This is a genomic window from Pseudoalteromonas sp. APC 3893, from assembly GCF_030408095.1.
Taxonomy (GTDB): Bacteria; Pseudomonadota; Gammaproteobacteria; order Enterobacterales; family Alteromonadaceae; genus Pseudoalteromonas.
This window is the reverse complement of the sequence record NZ_JASDCD010000011.1, coordinates 1-17,560: the sequence shown is the minus strand read 5'-3', so window position 1 is coordinate 17,560 and position 17,560 is coordinate 1. Positions and strand designations below refer to the sequence as shown.

General features: G+C 41.4%; 21 protein-coding genes. 11 read left to right on the top strand and 10 right to left on the bottom strand.

Annotated elements, in window-relative coordinates; translation table 11 throughout:
• The first annotated feature begins 127 nt into the window (after window positions 1-127).
• The 6 genes from QMA12_RS13140 (at window position 128) to QMA12_RS13115 (ending at window position 4,147) form a co-directional block, all read left to right on the top strand.
• Entirely contained in the window at window positions 128-604 is a 477-nt protein-coding gene (locus QMA12_RS13140) for an FxsA family protein (protein ID WP_087532794.1), read from the top strand.
• 150 nt (window positions 605-754) lie between these two features.
• Window positions 755-1,042 (top strand): co-chaperone GroES, encoded by a 288-nt coding sequence (locus QMA12_RS13135; protein ID WP_087532715.1) that lies wholly within the window; start codon window positions 755-757, stop codon window positions 1,040-1,042.
• A 47-nt stretch (window positions 1,043-1,089) separates the two neighbouring features.
• Window positions 1,090-2,739 (top strand): chaperonin GroEL, encoded by a 1,650-nt coding sequence (gene groL, locus QMA12_RS13130; protein ID WP_290209388.1) that lies wholly within the window; start codon window positions 1,090-1,092, stop codon window positions 2,737-2,739.
• Window positions 2,740-2,912: 173 nt separating this feature from the next.
• Complete coding sequence (gene rnk / locus QMA12_RS13125) at window positions 2,913-3,326, top strand: nucleoside diphosphate kinase regulator (protein WP_290209387.1); 414 nt, start codon at window positions 2,913-2,915, stop codon at window positions 3,324-3,326.
• Between the two features lie 349 nt (window positions 3,327-3,675).
• Window positions 3,676-3,963: a type II toxin-antitoxin system ParD family antitoxin gene (locus QMA12_RS13120; protein ID WP_290209386.1), complete on the top strand. Its 288-nt coding sequence runs from the start codon at window positions 3,676-3,678 to the stop codon at window positions 3,961-3,963.
• The gene (locus QMA12_RS13115; protein ID WP_290209385.1) at window positions 3,950-4,147 is read left to right on the top strand and encodes a type II toxin-antitoxin system RelE/ParE family toxin; all 198 of its coding nucleotides are present in this window, start codon (window positions 3,950-3,952) and stop codon (window positions 4,145-4,147) included. Before QMA12_RS13120 ends, QMA12_RS13115 begins: the two co-directional genes overlap by 14 nt.
• A gap of 986 nt (window positions 4,148-5,133) precedes the next feature.
• On the opposite strand, the gene QMA12_RS13110 is transcribed toward QMA12_RS13115, so the two are convergent.
• The gene (locus tag QMA12_RS13110; RefSeq protein WP_290209384.1) at window positions 5,134-6,615 is read right to left on the bottom strand and encodes an NAD(P)H-hydrate dehydratase; all 1,482 of its coding nucleotides are present in this window, start codon (window positions 6,613-6,615) and stop codon (window positions 5,134-5,136) included.
• Window positions 6,616-6,788: 173 nt separating this feature from the next.
• Between QMA12_RS13110 and QMA12_RS13105 the strand changes: the two genes are divergently transcribed.
• Genes QMA12_RS13105 through QMA12_RS22220 form a run of 3 tightly spaced genes read left to right on the top strand, consistent with a single transcriptional unit; the run spans window position 6,789 to window position 7,739 of the window.
• On the top strand, window positions 6,789-7,064 hold the full coding sequence (locus tag QMA12_RS13105) for a hypothetical protein (RefSeq protein ID WP_290209383.1): 276 nt from the start codon (window positions 6,789-6,791) through the stop codon (window positions 7,062-7,064).
• Between the two features lie 18 nt (window positions 7,065-7,082).
• Window positions 7,083-7,523, top strand: a complete 441-nt coding sequence (locus QMA12_RS13100) for a hypothetical protein (protein ID WP_087532730.1) — start codon at window positions 7,083-7,085, stop codon at window positions 7,521-7,523.
• A gap of 9 nt (window positions 7,524-7,532) precedes the next feature.
• Window positions 7,533-7,739 carry a pentapeptide repeat-containing protein gene (locus QMA12_RS22220; protein WP_356948023.1) on the top strand — a complete coding sequence of 69 codons (207 nt, stop codon included), beginning with the start codon at window positions 7,533-7,535 and terminating at the stop codon, window positions 7,737-7,739.
• On the opposite strand, the gene speD is transcribed toward QMA12_RS22220, so the two are convergent.
• From speD to QMA12_RS13060, 8 genes are all read right to left on the bottom strand, one after another.
• Entirely contained in the window at window positions 7,722-8,534 is an 813-nt protein-coding gene (gene speD / locus QMA12_RS13095; RefSeq protein WP_087532731.1) for an adenosylmethionine decarboxylase, read from the bottom strand. The two genes, QMA12_RS22220 and speD, sit on opposite strands and share 18 nt — an antisense overlap.
• An 88-nt stretch (window positions 8,535-8,622) precedes the next feature.
• Window positions 8,623-9,036 (bottom strand): OsmC family protein, encoded by a 414-nt coding sequence (locus QMA12_RS13090; RefSeq protein ID WP_087532732.1) that lies wholly within the window; start codon window positions 9,034-9,036, stop codon window positions 8,623-8,625.
• 78 nt (window positions 9,037-9,114) lie between these two features.
• The gene (locus tag QMA12_RS13085; protein WP_087532733.1) at window positions 9,115-9,462 is read right to left on the bottom strand and encodes a DUF3802 family protein; all 348 of its coding nucleotides are present in this window, start codon (window positions 9,460-9,462) and stop codon (window positions 9,115-9,117) included.
• 145 nt (window positions 9,463-9,607) lie between these two features.
• Window positions 9,608-11,077, bottom strand: a complete 1,470-nt coding sequence (gene astD, locus QMA12_RS13080; protein ID WP_087532734.1) for a succinylglutamate-semialdehyde dehydrogenase — start codon at window positions 11,075-11,077, stop codon at window positions 9,608-9,610.
• Window positions 11,078-11,092: 15 nt separating this feature from the next.
• Complete coding sequence (gene astA, locus QMA12_RS13075) at window positions 11,093-12,109, bottom strand: arginine N-succinyltransferase (RefSeq protein WP_290209381.1); 1,017 nt, start codon at window positions 12,107-12,109, stop codon at window positions 11,093-11,095.
• An 88-nt stretch (window positions 12,110-12,197) separates the two neighbouring features.
• Window positions 12,198-13,403 carry an aspartate aminotransferase family protein gene (locus QMA12_RS13070; RefSeq protein WP_290209379.1) on the bottom strand — a complete coding sequence of 402 codons (1,206 nt, stop codon included), beginning with the start codon at window positions 13,401-13,403 and terminating at the stop codon, window positions 12,198-12,200.
• 380 nt (window positions 13,404-13,783) lie between these two features.
• Complete coding sequence (locus QMA12_RS13065; protein ID WP_290209378.1) at window positions 13,784-14,944, bottom strand: HDOD domain-containing protein; 1,161 nt, start codon at window positions 14,942-14,944, stop codon at window positions 13,784-13,786.
• 46 nt (window positions 14,945-14,990) lie between these two features.
• Window positions 14,991-15,572 (bottom strand): aminodeoxychorismate/anthranilate synthase component II, encoded by a 582-nt coding sequence (locus tag QMA12_RS13060; protein WP_290209377.1) that lies wholly within the window; start codon window positions 15,570-15,572, stop codon window positions 14,991-14,993.
• 429 nt (window positions 15,573-16,001) lie between these two features.
• Between QMA12_RS13060 and QMA12_RS13055 the strand changes: the two genes are divergently transcribed.
• Entirely contained in the window at window positions 16,002-16,250 is a 249-nt protein-coding gene (locus tag QMA12_RS13055) for a YdcH family protein (RefSeq protein ID WP_087532739.1), read from the top strand.
• Between the two features lie 82 nt (window positions 16,251-16,332).
• Here QMA12_RS13055 and QMA12_RS13050 read toward each other — a convergent pair whose 3' ends face one another.
• Window positions 16,333-16,734 (bottom strand): thioesterase family protein, encoded by a 402-nt coding sequence (locus QMA12_RS13050; protein WP_087532740.1) that lies wholly within the window; start codon window positions 16,732-16,734, stop codon window positions 16,333-16,335.
• 23 nt (window positions 16,735-16,757) lie between these two features.
• Between QMA12_RS13050 and QMA12_RS13045 the strand changes: the two genes are divergently transcribed.
• A complete protein-coding gene (locus QMA12_RS13045; RefSeq protein ID WP_290209376.1) occupies window positions 16,758-17,462 on the top strand; it encodes a 2OG-Fe(II) oxygenase in 705 nt (234 codons plus the stop codon).
• The last annotated feature ends 98 nt before the right edge of the window (window positions 17,463-17,560 follow it).

The following is a 17,560-nucleotide window of genomic DNA, read 5'->3' as shown; positions in this document are numbered from 1 at the left end:
CTCATAGTAGCTGATAGCTAAACTAAAGTGTAGCCATATGCATGACTGCACTACTATTGAAAAAAGACCTGATAGCCCATATTTATATTTCATCACGATGTTACGTGAGCACTATTTAGAGAGCTTTATGTTTAGATTTTTATTTTTGTTATTTATTCTCGTGCCGATCATTGAAATCGCGCTGCTAATTCAAGTAGCCGATGTTATTGGTGGCTTTGCAACAATTGCACTGGTTATTTTAACCGCTATTTTTGGTGCAAAACTGGTTAGACAGCAAGGTATGGGCGCACTACAAAATGTGCAAAGCCAGATGGCTCAAGGGCAAATGCCAGCCAAAGAATTATTTACCGGGTTATGTGTCATTATCGCCGGTATCTTATTACTAACCCCAGGCATTATGACTGATGTATTTGGCTTTTTACTACTCACTCCAGCGATTCGCAATAAGTTAGCCGCAGGTCTTGCGAGCCAAGCAACTGTTCGTATGAGTGCAGGTATGCAACAAGGTCCATCACCATTTACACAACAGACTCAGCAAGAGCCTGAACCGCGTAAAATGAGCGAGCCAACTACGATTGATGGTGAATACGAGAGAAAAGATTAAAATTTTTATTTTTTTCTCTTGGATTTTTCCGCATTACCCCCATTACTGAGTACAACTAATCCACGGCAATTAAATCAAACTATTTAATTGCCTTGGTACACACAAAACTTTTTTCTGTCCTGTTCAGAAACTGTTAGGAGAACTAAACAAATGAACATTCGTCCTTTACATGATCGCGTGATCGTTAAGCGTCTAGAAGAAGAAACCAAGTCTGCTGGCGGTATTGTATTAACTGGCTCTGCTGCTGAGAAATCAACGCGCGGAGAAGTTGTCGCTGTTGGTAATGGCCGTACTCTAGATAACGGTGATGTGAGAGCATTAGAAGTTAAAGTCGGTGACACTGTGTTATTCGGCTCATATGTTGAAAAAGCTGAAAAGATCGAAGGTGAAGAATACCTGATCATGCGTGAAGACAACATTTTAGGCATTGTAGGCTAAACCTACTTTTCGTTTAACAAACATTTAAGAATTTAGAGGAAAAAATCATGGCAGCAAAAGAAGTACTTTTTGCAAGTGAAGCACGCGCTAAAATGCTAGCTGGCGTAAACATCTTAGCAAACGCAGTTCGTGTAACTTTAGGCCCTAAAGGTCGTAACGTAGTATTAGACAAATCATTTGGTGCTCCAGTGATCACTAAAGATGGTGTATCAGTGGCAAAAGAGATCGAACTTGAAGACAAGTTTGAAAACATGGGCGCACAAATGGTGAAAGAAGTTGCATCTAAAGCAAATGATGCAGCCGGTGACGGTACAACTACAGCCACTGTTTTAGCACAATCTATTGTAAATGAAGGCCTAAAAGCAGTTGCTGCTGGCATGAACCCAATGGATCTTAAGCGCGGTATTGATAAAGCAATTATCGCCGCTGTTGCTGAGCTTAAAGAACTTTCAGTTCCTTGTGCTGATACTAAAGCGATTGCTCAAGTTGGTACTATTTCAGCTAACTCTGATAAAGAGATTGGCGACATCATCGCAGAAGCGATGGAAAAAGTAGGCCGTAACACTGGTGTTATCACTGTTGAAGAAGGTCAATCACTTGAAAACGAACTTGATGTTGTAGAAGGCATGCAGTTTGACCGTGGTTACCTATCTCCGTATTTCATCAACAACGCTGAAAAAGGCGCGGTTGAGCTAGATAACCCATTCATTCTACTTGTAGATAAAAAAGTATCTAACATCCGTGAGTTACTACCTACATTAGAAGCCGTTGCTAAAGCAAGCAAGCCACTACTTATCATTGCTGAAGACCTTGAAGGTGAAGCACTAGCAACACTAGTAGTAAACAACATGCGCGGTATCGTTAAAGTATCAGCTGTGAAAGCACCTGGTTTTGGCGACCGTCGTAAAGCAATGCTACAAGATATCGCAGTGTTAACTGGCGGTACTGTTATCTCTGAAGAAATCGGCCTTGAGCTTGAAAAAGCAACAATCGAAGACTTAGGTACAGCTAAACGCGTAGTAATCACTAAAGATGATACAACGATCATCGACGGTGCTGGCGAAGAAGATGGCATCAACGGTCGTGTTTCACAAATCAAAGCACAAATCGAAGAAGCAACGTCTGACTACGACAAAGAGAAACTACAAGAGCGTATGGCAAAACTTGCCGGCGGTGTTGCAGTAATCAAAGTTGGCGCAGCCACTGAAATCGAAATGAAAGAGAAAAAAGACCGCGTTGAAGATGCACTTCATGCAACTCGCGCAGCGGTTGAAGAAGGCGTAGTACCGGGTGGTGGTGTTGCACTAGTTCGTGCTGCGAGTAAACTAGCTGCACTAGTAGGCGACAATGAAGACCAAAGCCACGGTATCAAAGTAGCACTACGTGCTATGGAAGCACCTCTTCGTCAAATCGTGACTAACGCAGGTGACGAAGCGTCTGTAGTAATTAACGCAGTTAAAGGCGGCGAAGGTAATTACGGTTACAATGCAGCATCTGGCGAATACAACGACATGCTTGAAATGGGTATCCTAGATCCAACGAAAGTAACGCGCTCTGCACTACAATTTGCAGGTTCGATTGCGGGTCTTATGATCACCACTGAAGCCATGGTTGCTGAAATCCCAAAAGATGAGCCAGCTGGTGCCCCTGATATGGGTGGCATGGGCGGAATGGGTGGCATGGGCGGCATGATGTAAAATCACCCCCCTCCTAGCTCAATTAAAAACCCAGCTTCGGCTGGGTTTTTAGCATTATGGGCAAAGATAATATTCACAAATAAAATAACTCCAGCTTGTTGCAGTACTTGAGCTTAGTAGTAAACCATACTCAGAGTTAATTTTATTTATACAACCTTGTTAGGGATATTGAAATGAATAAAAAACCTGAACTAATTATCTCGTCACTCGATGCAGATAGATTGTATGAATTAATGGAATCATTACCAGCAGGTAGTTTCGCTGGCGAAAAAGAACTTGAAGCTGAACTGGGTCGCGCAACTATAGTCGAGCCAAAAGATATGCCTTCAACTGTGGTAACTATGAATTCGACGGTAAACTTTATCGTTGAATCGACTCAAGAAGAATTCACTAAGACCTTAGTGTATCCAAAAAATGCTGATGCTAATGGCGACAAGATATCAATTTTAGCGCCAGTAGGAAGTGCACTACTTGGTTTGTCACAAGGTGATAAAATTGAGTGGCCTAAGCCTAGTGGCGGAGTGATAAAAGTAAAAATAAAAGCAGTAACCTATCAACCAGAAAGAGTTGGCGAGTTACACCGCTAGCAGTTAGCAGTATTAAAAACCCAGTGCAAACTGGGTTTTGTGTGTTGGGGTTTAGTCTGCGAGCTTCGAGAGTAAAGTTAGTGAGTTGAAAGTAATAAAATCTGCCAAAAAAGTCGCCACGAAGCTTTAATTCATTAACACGCAATGCACAGGACTAAGATTATTACCTAACGCTCTGGAGTGAGCAACTTCATTGACCACTACAAGGTGGTATGGATTTCTTCTTTAATATTTCAATAAACTAAAGGCCTAATACCAGTATTCACATTTTTCTTTAATAACTTTGCAAACTTGAATTATGCGCATGTCATGCGCATAATATGATTAATAAATTATTGGAGGGATAATTATGAATATTACTTTAGGTAAAGAGTTTGAAAAAAGAATCTCTGAGAAGGTATCAGAAGGTTTATATACCTCAGCAAGTGAAGTGATCCGTGATGGTTTGAGACTATTATTTGAGAAAGATGTTGCTAGAAACCAGCAACTTGAAATATTGCGAGAAGAGGTGGTGAAAGGCTTCGAGCAGCTAGCTGCTGGTGACTCGTCAAATCACAGCGTGATGGATATATTTGAACAAGCTTCTATTTCTGTCGCTAACAAGTCAGCAAGTAATAAAACTGATGTCTCGCTATAAATTATCTCCTTTAGCTGAAAAAGATTTATTTAAAATAATTTCAACAACTATTGAGTCTTGGGGAAGCGCACAAGCAAAGGAGTATGCTCAAACTATCGATGCCGCGTTATTGAAATTAGCTCAGTATCCTGATTTTGGCAGAGAAAGGGGTGATATTTATACTGGCGCTAAAAGCTTTCAGTAGAGAAGCATATTGTCTTTTATCAAATTAGTGAAAGTGGTATTAATGTAGCCCGTATTCTTCATCAGCGCATGGATCCATCAAAACACTTCTAATCATATTTTGGTAAGGTCAAAACATGTCTGAAAAGTCATATTAACAAACTGCCAAAATAGATAGTCGCCTCCAATTGATAGTTAAAAAGCGATGCTGCGTAATGTGGCGCCATAAAATGACCAAGGAAACAGGGTAAAATATCCATCATCTTGTAGAAAGGGTAAAGGCGATTCAGACGAGCCAAGTAACTTACTGTTGCTGCACACTAGCAGTTATAGGCAAGTACATATTTTACACAGTTGATATAGAGTTAAAATGGTTATAAGCTTATTCCATAACGTTATATGAATCAGGTTATCTATAACGGATGAATAGTCCCTATGCTATTTTTCCTATCCACGGAGTAATTTATGTTACCAGCAAGTTACATTGAGGTTTTAAATAGACTTAAGTCAAAAGGCCCGATAGTCGAACAAATTTCCTCTGAGAGCCTAGAGTTCAATTTCGATATTCTAAGAGATCTGGATAAAAGAGGCTACATTCAGGGGACGTATACACCCTCGAGTACTTGCAACTTTTATACTAATGTTTCAATTACAGAATATGGGCACGCGAAGCTTTCAGAGTTAGCGACAATTTCACAACCTTGTGAAGAGCTCGTTACTTGGACGATTGATAGAAGGTTAGTTATTTTTGGTCTATTAATTAGTCTCTTAGGTATATTTATAAAACTTTTCAGTGATTAATCGCCGCTCCGTAAGTAGGTACTGGTTTATAAAGGCTTGGGCCGTATGCGGGAAAATTCGCATGTACAGTTCTAATAGGCGGTGGCGCAGTAACGCGTAGCTGCTACCCGACATCATCCCCTAAGCACCTCGCTTATAAAAAACCCCGCTTCGGCTGGGTTTTGCGTATTATAGCTTTCAGTTTTTAACTATCAGAAACTGACGGCTTTAGTTTACCAACTCTCTAACTATAGCGAACAGATCGCTCGGCAGCATGCCTCGTTCGCCGTCACGCTGTGCGGCTATATCTCCAGCTTTTGCATGCAAGATCACACCAAAACACGCAGCTTGCTCAGTCGTTAACCCTTGTGCGATAAGGCCAGCAATAATGCCAGTAAGAACATCACCGCTGCCGCCGACCGCTAGTGCAGGGTTGCCATCTGTGCATACCCACGCTTTAGTGTCATTAGCGATAATACTACCCGCTCCTTTGAGTACACAGGTCGCTGAATATGTTTCTGCCAATTTGCGTGCACTTTGATAACGCGCTGACTCAATATCACTAATAGTGCAATCAAGTAGCCGTGCGGCTTCGCCTGGGTGCGGTGTGAATATTGTGTTTTTTAATGAAATAGGCGTTGATTGCTGAGCAATAAGGTTTAATGCGTCGGCGTCGACAACTATTGTTTTATTGTAAGCAACACAGTGCTCAATAACCGTTTCAAAGGTGGATTTAGCCCATGAGTCTTGACCAAGCCCTGGGCCAATGGCTATGCACGTAGCCCACTCTAATGCTGCGTTAAGATCGGTTGTCGTCACCATCAACTCAGGACGACCCATGCTGATAGCCAATACAGAGTCTCGGTGAGTATATACCTTAACCATACCTGCACCTGTACGAAGCGCAGCCTCGCTAGTTAACCTTATTGCACCGGCAGTGCCCGCATTTCCACCAATACACAGTAACTTGCCATGGCTGCCTTTGTGGCTGTTGTTTTGTCGCTTAGTTAAGCCTTGAGTGGTGTCATAATTAATAAGCGCTGCGCTTGCCTCTGCCAATTGGATAAACGCCTGACCAACGCCTAAGTCTGCAAATTCACATTTACCCGCATATGCTCTACCCTCGCCCGTCACTAAGCCTTGCTTTATGCCAACAAACGTAACGCAAAGCTCGGCTTTAATAGCTATACCTTGTACAGCGCCCGTATCGGCATCAATGCCCGAAGGTAAATCAATCGCAATAATTGGCGCTGGGCTATCGTTGGCCGTTTTTATTAGCTTAATAAATGGCTCTCGCACCTCACTATTAAGACCCGTGCCCAGCAGACCATCAATAATAATGTCAGCACTGTTTATTGTTAGCGGGTCATAAGTTGATATTTCGCCATCAATAGCCAACCATGCTTTTTGCGCTGTTAGCGCATCACCCGTTAATGGTTTATCTGGTGCAGCCGCAATCACTGTTACTTGCTTCCCTGCCTGTTTAGCGAGGCTTGCAACAATATAACCATCACCAGCATTATTACCTACGCCAACTAGAACGACATAATCTTGCGCGTGTGGATAGCCCTTAATCGCACTCTCAAACACCGCCTTGCCCGCACGCTCCATCAGCCTATACATAGACACAGCGCTTTGCTCTGCTGCACTAGGTTCGTGTGTGCGTACTTGCTCGGCGCTAAATACATATTGGAGTAAGCTAGCTGACATCTTCAACCTTAATTGTGGTTTTTTACCAGCATATAAGTGCTCACAAGAGCAGTCAAATGGTTGGTAACCAATCTGGCTATCGTGTGTTTTTATTTTTACACAGCAATGACTTTAACTTGATATTGTTCAATTAACCCTCATTAACTTTATATTAGTAACCATATTGAAAACAAATGGACTTATTAGATAGGGTTGGCCTTGGCACATTATTACTACATTGGCTTGTCGTCACCTTACTGTTACTTATTATAGTGTGGGCCATGATTAAAGTTCTGGCCTCGGGTAAAACCATGTCTCGGGGAGCATTTTTATTTTTGTCGTTCTTCCCACTGATTTCGTTATTTCCTATTCCGCCCCCGCAATTTGAGAATGTCCAAAAAGCCAAACAAGAACAACGTAAGCGCAAAGAAGATTCTGGCGATCCGCCTGATGATGAAACCATAGAATGATAAAAGTAGACTTAGATCATGCAAAAAACTAACACCAAGAAACTATTAACCAGCGCGGGGGTCATCGCTTTTGCTGTGGCCGTTTGGCATTTACTCTGTATTTGGGGTGGGCCAAGCTGGTACACCTTTGCTAGGGCGCCGCACGTGTTAATTGAGTCAGCTCAACAAGGCACCTACCTTGCGCCTGCTGCCACGATTATAGTTGCTGGGCTTATGCTTACCTGTAGTGTCTATGCGTTCTCAGCTGCGGGCACAATACGAAAAATGCCTTTAACCACAGCGGCTTTATCAACCATCGCTTTGATATGCGTAGCCCGTGCTTTAATTGCAGTACCATTACTTATTCGCTCAACTGAACTTGATATTTGGCAATTAGTAGCCAGCTCGGTTTGGCTATACGTTGGTATATGCTTTTTATTAGGTGCTAAAGCCTACTGGCAAGTTTACCACCGACACTGAGAGCACTTTATTCAAACTAACTTTACTTTCGCTAACTTTACTTTCGCTAACTTTACTTTCGCTAACTTTAATCTCGCTAACTTTACTCTCGCTAACTTTACTCTCACTAACTTTACTCTTACTAACTTTAATCTCGCTAACTTACAAAAAACGGCGCATAACTTTCGTTATACGCCGTTTTTTCAGAACAAGCTTAGCTTATTCTGTATCTGGTAAATTACGACCGTAGAAAATCTCTTGCATCTCACGGGTTAACTTAGAACGAATTTCTTCTTCTTCGTCGTCAGATAAGTCATCTGTAGAAACACCAAATAAATAAGTATTTAAATCGGTTTCTTTTAACATCATCTTAGTGTGAAATAAGTTTTCTTGATACACGTTCACGTCCATCATTTGGTACGCTTCTTTGGTATCTTCAGTCATGTAATTTTGAATCGAATTAATAGCATGATCGATATAGTGTTTCACACCATCTACGTCACGGGTAAAACCACGTACGCGGTAGTCGATTGTTACAACGTCTGACTCAAGGCTATGAATTAAGAAGTTCAACGCTTTTAATGGCGAGATAATGCCACAGGTTGATACTTCGATATCAGCACGAAATGTACAAATACCATCATCAGGATGCGCTTCAGGGTATGTATGCACACAAATGTGGCTTTTATCTAAATGCGCAACCACTGCATCAGGTAATGGCCCTGGCGCTTCATCAACATCGTAGGTTTGCTGTTGCTCAATAGGTTCTTCTGCAATTAAGATCGTTACGCTAGCGCCTTGCGGATCGTAGTCTTGGCGAGATACATTTAGGATATTTGCGCCTATTATATCAACCACTTCACCTAGAATATCGGTAAGTCGATCAGCACTGTACTGCTCGTCGATATATTCAATATATTCTTTACGCTGTTGTTCGGTCTTTGCGTAGCAAATATCGTAAATACTAAAGCTTAAGCTTTTGGTTAAATTATTAAAGCCATGAAGCTTAATTTTATCGAAGGGTTTGTTCATACTAAACCAACCTGTAAACGAGTGAGATCTGCACTTGCAGAATTAAAAGTTCGCGGATTTTATACGAATTTCACCGCAGGAAAAAGCGTTATTTTACCTGTTCTTGTACAACTTCGTGGCTGTGGGTGATTTCTACTGTTTTATCAAGCATTAATGCGACTGAACAATACTTTTCGGCAGACAGTTGCACCGCACGTGAAAGGTGCTTTTCAGACACATTATTGCCTGTTACAACAAAGTGTAAGTTAATCTTGGTGAATACACGAGGAGCTGATTCAGCACGTTCTGAGCTTAGCTGTACTTGAACATCAGAGAAGTTTTGTTTAGCTTTTTTAAGAATGCTCACCACATCTACAGATGAACAACAGCCAACAGACATTAATACCATTTCCATAGGACTTGGCGCTGCGCTATCACTGCCAGCATCAAATACTACATTATGACCCGAATTAGAACGACCAATAAACGTATCGCCTTCAACCCATTTTACATTCGCTTGCATTTTTCTACTCTAAAAAATTGTTTTATTTATTGTATGCAAGTCACGCTCAGATGCAATTAAAAGCGATATTCAACGTAATTACGCGCCTTCGGCTACGGCACAATCAAATAGATTTTTAACTAAACCGGCAAACTCATCAATAAATGCATGTTGCTCAATAGTCACTTGCTTACTGGTAACACTGCTAAGTACTTCTTGTAAGTCATACACAATACCATCTACTTCACGTACTATCATGCCGCGCTGCTCAGTTGAAAGCTCTGTATGTTGCTGGCATAACAGCATTACATTTTCTGCGATATCGTCTTCAATTAATTCCATTACTGTAGGAGCACCAGGTTTTATTTCGCCGGGCTTCTCAAATAACGCTAAATTTTGAGTGAGATACATGATGAGATCATCATACCCTTGCCTATCTAAAACCATAATTAAAACACCTACAATAAAATTATCACGACTATATGATTTAAGCAGAAAGCGCTTTTAATTGCTACCTTTGAGCATTAAGCAATACAAAAAAAGCAGCCGAGGCTGCTTTTTTAGTTATTTAGTACCAATTTAATACTCGGTGCTAATCAATTTTTAAACCAGGGCTTAATGTCGCTGGCATCGCTACTTTTTCAAGTTCAACAGAAGCTACTGGGTATGCGCAATAGTCTGCTGCATAGTATGCACTTGCACGATGGTTACCGGATGCACCAATACCACCAAATGGCGCAGCACTTGATGCACCTGTGATTGGGCGGTTCCAGTTAACAATACCAGCACGAATACGACGTAAAAAGTGGTCATAATCCGCAGCGTTATCACTTAATAAGCCTGCTGATAAACCAAAGCTGGTGTCGTTTGCTTTATCGATAGCACTATCAAAATCAGTAAAGCGGAACACTTTTAATAACGGGCCAAAATGCTCTTCATCTGGGAAGTTTGCTACATTTGTACACTCGATAATACCTGGCGTAACAAAGCCTGTGTTTTCAGTGTGTGTAAGCTCCACAAGTACCTCTGCACCTAGCTTAACAAGCTGCTGCTGCGCTTTAACCATACCTGCTGCGGCAGCTGATGAAATCATCGCCCCCATGAACGGCTGGTCTGCATCATCAAAGTTACCCACTTTAATAGCTTTAGTCGCTGTGATAAGACCCGCTAAGATCGCATCGCCTTGCTCACCCGCTGGTAAAAATAACTTACGTGCACACGTACAGCGTTGACCACTTGAGATAAATGCAGATTGCAGTATATCGTGAATTGCGGCTTTTGTATCTGCAACATCAGTAATGATAAGCGGGTTATTACCCCCCATTTCTAATGCGAGAATTTTACCTGGCTGGCCTGCAAACTGCTCATGCAAGATATGTCCTGTGCGTGATGAGCCCGTGAAGAACAAGCCATCAATCTCTTTATGCGCTGCAAGCGCTTTACCTGTTTCAACTTCGCCTTGTACAAGGTTAATCACGCCAGCTGGTAGCCCTGCTTTTTCCCATAACTTAAGGGTTAGCTCAGCCACCATAGGGGTTAGTTCAGATGGTTTAAATACCACGGTGTTACCTGCTAATAGTGCAGGAACAATATGACCATTAGGTAAGTGGCCAGGGAAGTTATAAGGCCCAAACACGGCAACTACACCATGTGGCTTATGGCGGATCATCGCGCGGCCTTGTGGCATTGGGTTTTCTACATCACCCGTACGCTCTAAAAATGCTTTTTCAGAAATCGCTATTTTACCCACCATTGCACCGGCTTCAGTGCGGGTTTCCCATAATGGTTTACCCGTTTCTTGCGCAATAGCTACAGCAAGCTCTTCGCTGTGTTCTTTTAAGGTTTCAGCAAATGTTTTTACAATGGCTAAACGCTCATCGAATGATTTATCAGCCCAGCTATAGAAAGCTTTACGTGCTGAATTTACCGCACTATCAACTTGTTCGCTGGTTGCTGAATTTGCTTGCCAAATAACATCGTTATTTGCAGGGTTTACTGAATTAAATGTATCGCCTTGGCCTTGCGACCACTGACCATTAATAAATTGTGCAGGATGAGTCATATACTTTCTCCTAAATTATAAGCTTGTTGCGGTAACGGTATCGCCCGCTTGTAAATGAAGTGCGTCGGCCATTGCTTGAGGCAATGTAAGCTCTGCGCTTGTCGCATCAAAGTTTAACTGTGCGACGGTTGCTCTAAAGTCATTTAATTTATCGTTCGCTAGCATTACTGGCGTGTCGCCACTATTGTCACCAATTTTTACAGTAAAGTTATTTGCATTACGAATGGTTGCAATATTGCCTACTTTAGCTTCAACAGTAGGGCCTGCATCAAAAATATCAACGTAGCCGTTAAAGGTGAAACCTTCACTCTTTAATAGCTCTATTGCAGGGCGTGTATTGTCATGTACTTTACCAATTACTGCTTGCGCATCTTTACTTAATAAGTTGACATAAATTGGGTACTTAGGCATCAGCTCCGCGATAAACACTTTCTGCCCAATACCTGTTAAGTAATCTGCGGTTGGAAAGTCCATCGAGAAAAAATGCTCTTCAAGCCATTGCCAGAACGGGCTGTCACCATTTTCATTTGATACACCGCGCATTTCTGCGATAACGGTCTCAGCAAAACGTTCTTGATGTTGTTTAATAAACATAAAACGTGCTTTTGACAGTAGCTTGCCGTTATTGTTTTTACGATAGCCGTCTCTTAAAAATAGTGTACATAGCTCGGTTGCACCGGTGTAATCATTACACAGGGTTAGTATATCAACCGCTTTGTAAACATCTAAAGTACGAGATGAATGAATCGCTTTGCTAAGGTGATAATGGTAAAACGCGTCATCAAGGCCTACGGCAGCTTCGATGGCAGAAGTACCCACCACTTCACCAGTTTCGCTATCTTCAAGAACAAACAAGTAGCTTTCATCACCCGGGTGAGATGCACTTTTTGCGAATGAGCTTACTGAATGGTCTATTTTCTTTTGTAATAACGCTTCGTTATTAGGTAAAGACGTAAAGCCATGCCCCGATTCGTGGGCAATCTTCAATAAAGCTGGGTAATCACATTGCTGGATTGGGCGAAGGATCATCATGAGTCCGCTTGCTCCCTTATAAATAACGGTAAAATTAGAATACTAGGGCAAGCTTGCTACTTGCCCTTGATCAGATGAGACGGGTTGATTAACCGTTCACGACTGTAGCAACGGCTTTTTCAAAGCGTGCCATACCTTCACGAATATCAGCTTCAGGAATAACTAAAGACGGTGTAAAACGCACAACATCAGCGCCAGCTACTAACGACATAACACCTTCGTTAATACCTGCAACTAAAAACTCTTTTGCACGTCCTTTGTATTGCTCAGTTACAACAGCGCCGATTAATAAACCTTGACCACGGATTTCTGAAAATACTTTATATTTATCATTAACAGCCGTTAGTAATTCACGGAATAATGCTTCTTTTGCTTTAACGCCAGCAAGTACCTCTGGCATGTTAACTGTATCAAATGCAGCTTCACCTACGGCACAAGCCAATGGGTTACCACCATAAGTAGAACCATGAGTACCTACTTTTAAGTGCTTAGCAATTTCAGTCGTCGTTAGCATTGCGCCAATTGGAAAACCACCGCCTAATGCTTTAGCAGACGTTAAAATATCAGGAGTAACACCTAAACCTTGATAAGCGTATAGTTCACCTGTACGGCCTACACCTGTTTGTACTTCATCAAAAATAAGTAGTGCGTTATGTTTAGTACACAGCTCACGAACGCCTTTAGCAAATTCGTCAGTTGGCGAAACAATACCGCCCTCACCTTGTAGAGGCTCCATCATTACAGCACATGTTTTGTCTGAAATTAGCTTTTCAAAAGCAGCTAAATCGTTGTAATCACAATGTACGATGTCACCTGGCTTAGGGCCAAAACCGTCAGAGTAAGCAGCTTGACCACCTACTGTTACAGTAAAGAATGTACGGCCGTGGAAACCTTTATTAAATGCAATAATTTGTGACTTTTCTGCACCAAATTCTTCAAGCGCTAAACGGCGCGCTAATTTAAGCGCTGCTTCATTTGCTTCTGCACCTGAGTTGGCAAAATAAACTTTTTCAGCAAATGTAGCATCAACTAGCTTTTTAGCTAGGCGAAGCGCAGGTTCATTGGTCATTACATTTGATAAATGCCAAATCTTCTCGCCTTGCTCTTTTAATGCATTAACTAATGCAGGATGACAATGGCCTAGACAGTTAACAGCTATACCACCAGCAAAATCGATGTATTCGCGGTCTTGCTGATCCCATACACGTGAGCCTTCGCCACGAACTGGAATAACGCTTGAAGGTGCGTAGTTTGGTACCATTACTTGATCAAATAATTCGCGATTAACTGTCATTTTGTATCCTCTTAATTGTGATATCACAGAGAGTGTGAATAATTGAATGATGGACTGGTGCACCATTCCTTTTGGCGTAAATGAGCATAGCTTAAATTGCCAAAAAATACTCTCTGGTTCAATTTTCAGAAGGTCATTATTTCAGAGTTTTGTGCTGTTGTCTCTTAGAAAACTTTCATGCAGGCCTTGTTACTCAAGGCTTTGAGATATTATTTCATAGATAGTGAATAACTATTTACACTGTTTTATAACCAAGACTTTCTTGCATAACTCTGCCTAGTTACTCACTGAGCACACCTTTAGCTCATAAACTAAAGCAGAGTTTTAAACTGACTAATGAATGAATAGTCGCAAAAAAAATTAACAAAAAATTTATGAAATTAGTCAATTTTTATATGGAAGTGCTGGAAATTGGTTTTTTCTAGCTGGTTTAGTTCCGATTTAGTGAAATTGAAAAACTCAAACCATCGTGCTGTTTCATCACTTTCTACCATTTGATGCTCAACCAGGGTGAGGTGCTGAGAATAACAGCGAGCCTTTTGTATCACCTCTGTTAAAGGTAATAATGTATCGCCTTTGCCTAACGGCGTTGTGAGTTGCTGCATGGCAAACTTAAAAGGTAAATAACGAAAGGCCATTTTATCAATCACCTTTTGCGTTACCTTTAAAGAGTGCTCACTTAACAAAGTGCTTAAAAAAAGGGGATCAGGCTTGAGCTCTAATAAAGCCGTGTGTAAATCTTTTTGCTGTTCATCCCGCGCTAAACTTACTTTGCGTTGCCATACCAACTCAAAGGTACGTAAGTAAAGTCGTACCAAAGCAATCTTACCTACATCCAATAGCATACCTAGGGTAAATGCATGAATTTCGTTTACACCATTTAATTTAGCTAACTCTTGTGCAGCAATAGCACAAGCCATTGAGTTATCGCGCAAGCGACGTTTTAATAGCGGGAATGGCTCAGTGCTATGAGGCATCCAATGGCGTACCGCAAAGGTTGGCACTACAAATTTTAAGTTATCAAGACCGATATAACGCAGCGCTAAAGACGGATTATCGACTTTAACAGAAGTATGTTTATTACGCTGAGTTCGGTAATAAGGCAGATTCACAAAGGTCACAAGCTCACGGCCTAGCCAACTCAAGTCGTTAACTAATGGCTCTAAACGACCTACGGATGCAGATTTAACTGACAGAATATCTAAAATTGCAGGTATATTATCTTCGATGCCAATTGTGTCATGAATAACAGTATCAATATCAGCTAGCTGCTTTTGCATTGCATGCTCTATCACTTGATGAAGTTGTTCACTCGCTTGCGCACGATACTTATGATGGGCTGTACTGGATTTTTGACGTTTAGTGTGTGCTGCCACTTCAACTTCAAGTAAGGTGCGTTGTTTTATTGGCTCACCATAATCGATTTCTAGGGTGTGAATATAGCCTATTTGGCGCTGAGCAAAGCTATGCCCCAGCAACAGATCATGTGCGCGTTGAGCGAGTGCTTTAGCAGTAACTTGTTGGCGCCGTTTGTCTGTCATTAATTAGTATCTTTTATAAGTGTTATTTAAAGAGTAAGTTCTAAGCCTAGAACCGAGTTAAAAAGTTGGCAAGTAATTCAAGCCCTTGTTCGGTTAAAATTGCTTCGGGGTGAAACTGTACCCCTTCTAATGCTAAGGTTTTATGTAATAGCCCCATAATTTCGTCAAACTCACCGTCAACTGTTTGCGTCCAAGCAGTAACTTCTAGCTCGCTGGGCAAACTTTGTCGCTGCGCAACCAATGAATGATAACGACAAACCGTTAGCGGATTCGCCAAACCTTTAAACACACCTTTATTATTATGATAAATCGGCGATGTTTTTCCATGCATAACCTGTTTGGCATGTATTACATTACCTCCAAGTGCTTGGGCGATAGTTTGATGTCCTAAGCATATCCCTAAAATAGGGTATATTCCTTTTAATTGCTCAACCACTTGCAATGACACTCCCGCCTCATTAGGCGAACAAGGCCCTGGCGATAAAACAATATGCTGAGGGTTAAGCTGCTTAATTTGTGCAATGGTTAACTCATCGTTGCGCTTTACTAACACCTCTTGATCTAGGCGCTGAAAATATTGCACCAAGTTGTAGGTAAACGAGTCATAGTTGTCGATCATTAGCAGCATGAAATACAGAACCCAAAAGCTTAATCAGAATAATGGGGTCGCATTTTATACCCAAACCACCTCAACACAACCAACAATCGGTGAAATATCAAATCAAGCTCCATTAAAAACCAAAAAACCAGATTAAAACCCACCTTTAAAACCTTATCCCATCCATCGCTGCCAAAACAGCACTCAATTGGTGGAGGTTGTTGATACTTACTTTATAAAACGAGCAGGTGCCGACGATAAACCAATGGCTTAAACACAAACAGATATCATACTGAGCTCTGAAAATGATTTTGAGCAATGTAATATTGGTACCGACATTAAGCTCTATGATAAGAGAAAAAAGTTGCTCACTGTTGATTTATTATTAAATAACCCAAGCTCTATTATGTAGGGTTAATACTCTCTACATTACCTGTATTCAACCTAAAGGAGCAACCTATGTTAGGCGAAGACCATTCATTAACTAAAGAGTTTCCTGAATATCTAAATACCATCACTGCATTAAGTAAAGAAAGTTCCGAGTTTGCAATAAAAGCTAAGCAATATGATGCCATTGATAAGGAAGTGCGTGTATTAGAACTTCAAGATGCACCGATTGATGACCAATCAATGCACCAAATGAAAGTCGAACGTGCTGAATTGAAAGATTGGCTACATCAAGAGTTAATGAACGCTCACGCTTCTTAACCCATTCTAGCCCACCAATGTGGGCTCTAAACTATTTTTATGACGTTGTTTTTTCAAATGCCAAAATAAAAACTTATAGTTGCTACTTTTGATCAGTAACTAGGTGCTCATTCAGTGCTGATTTTTCCTCACTAGATAACGCCTTCTTTGTTTTCGCTTTAAAGTCATAACGTACTAATACTGTTTTACCTAGTGCACAAAGATTATCTTGCTGATAAGCCTCTTGGCGGATAACAAAAGAGCTAGAACCAATATGTTCTACCACAGTTTTCACTTCAACATCATGACCATAAAAAAGCTCACCCACAAAGTTTACTTCTACTTTGGCGATGATCAACTTCCACTCATGTGGATTTAAGTCAGGGGTAAAAAATCTAAAAATAGGTGCTCTGGCCGCTTCAAACCACACAGGGAGTACGGTATTGTTAATGTGTCCTAGTACATCGGTTTCGCTAAAGCGCGGTGTAATTTTTTCTATAAACATAATAATTCCAATAAAGGCAGCTCATGACGGACTTTATCCGCGTTTACGATAACGCCCTAAGCAATGAATTTTGCGATAACTTTATCACGCTCTTTGAACATAGCCCGCATCTAAAACAAGGTATGACATCGGGCGGCGTTGATTTGGCTAAAAAAGACAGCCATGATCTTTATTTAAATAACCACCCAGAATACACTGAGCAACTAAAACATATCCAACAAACCACCGCTGGTTATATATTTAAATATCTGGAAGAGCATATTTTTATGATGATAGGCGCGTTTGGGCTAAAAGTGTATCATCCAAAAACGGGGGTGCCAACGGACCTAACACAAGCTAACTTTGATGAAATAGGTAAGCCACAACTCCCTTTATTAGTGCAGCAAATCTTTAGGCTGGGGAATATTCAAGCGCAGAAATATCAAACCAATAAAGGTGGCTACCCTTATTGGCATAGCGAAGTTTACCCACAAGCTGGCCATAACGAAGCCCTGCACCGCGTGCTACTCTTTATGTTTTACTTAAATGATGTTGAAGAAGGTGGCGAGACTGAGTTTTACTACCAACAACGTAAAATATCTCCCAAAAAAGGCACAATGGTTGTAGCCCCTGGTTACTTCACCCACACCCATCGCGGCAATAAGCCTGTTTCAAATGATAAATATATCTTAACGTCCTGGATCATGTTTAACCGCGCAGAACAAATATATGGACAGCCTCAATCCTAAGCGGTCAGCGGTCAGCGGTCAGCGGTCAGCGGTCAGCGGTCAGCGGTCAGCGGTCAGCGGTCAGCGGTCAGCGGTCAGCGGTCAGCGGTCAGCGGTCA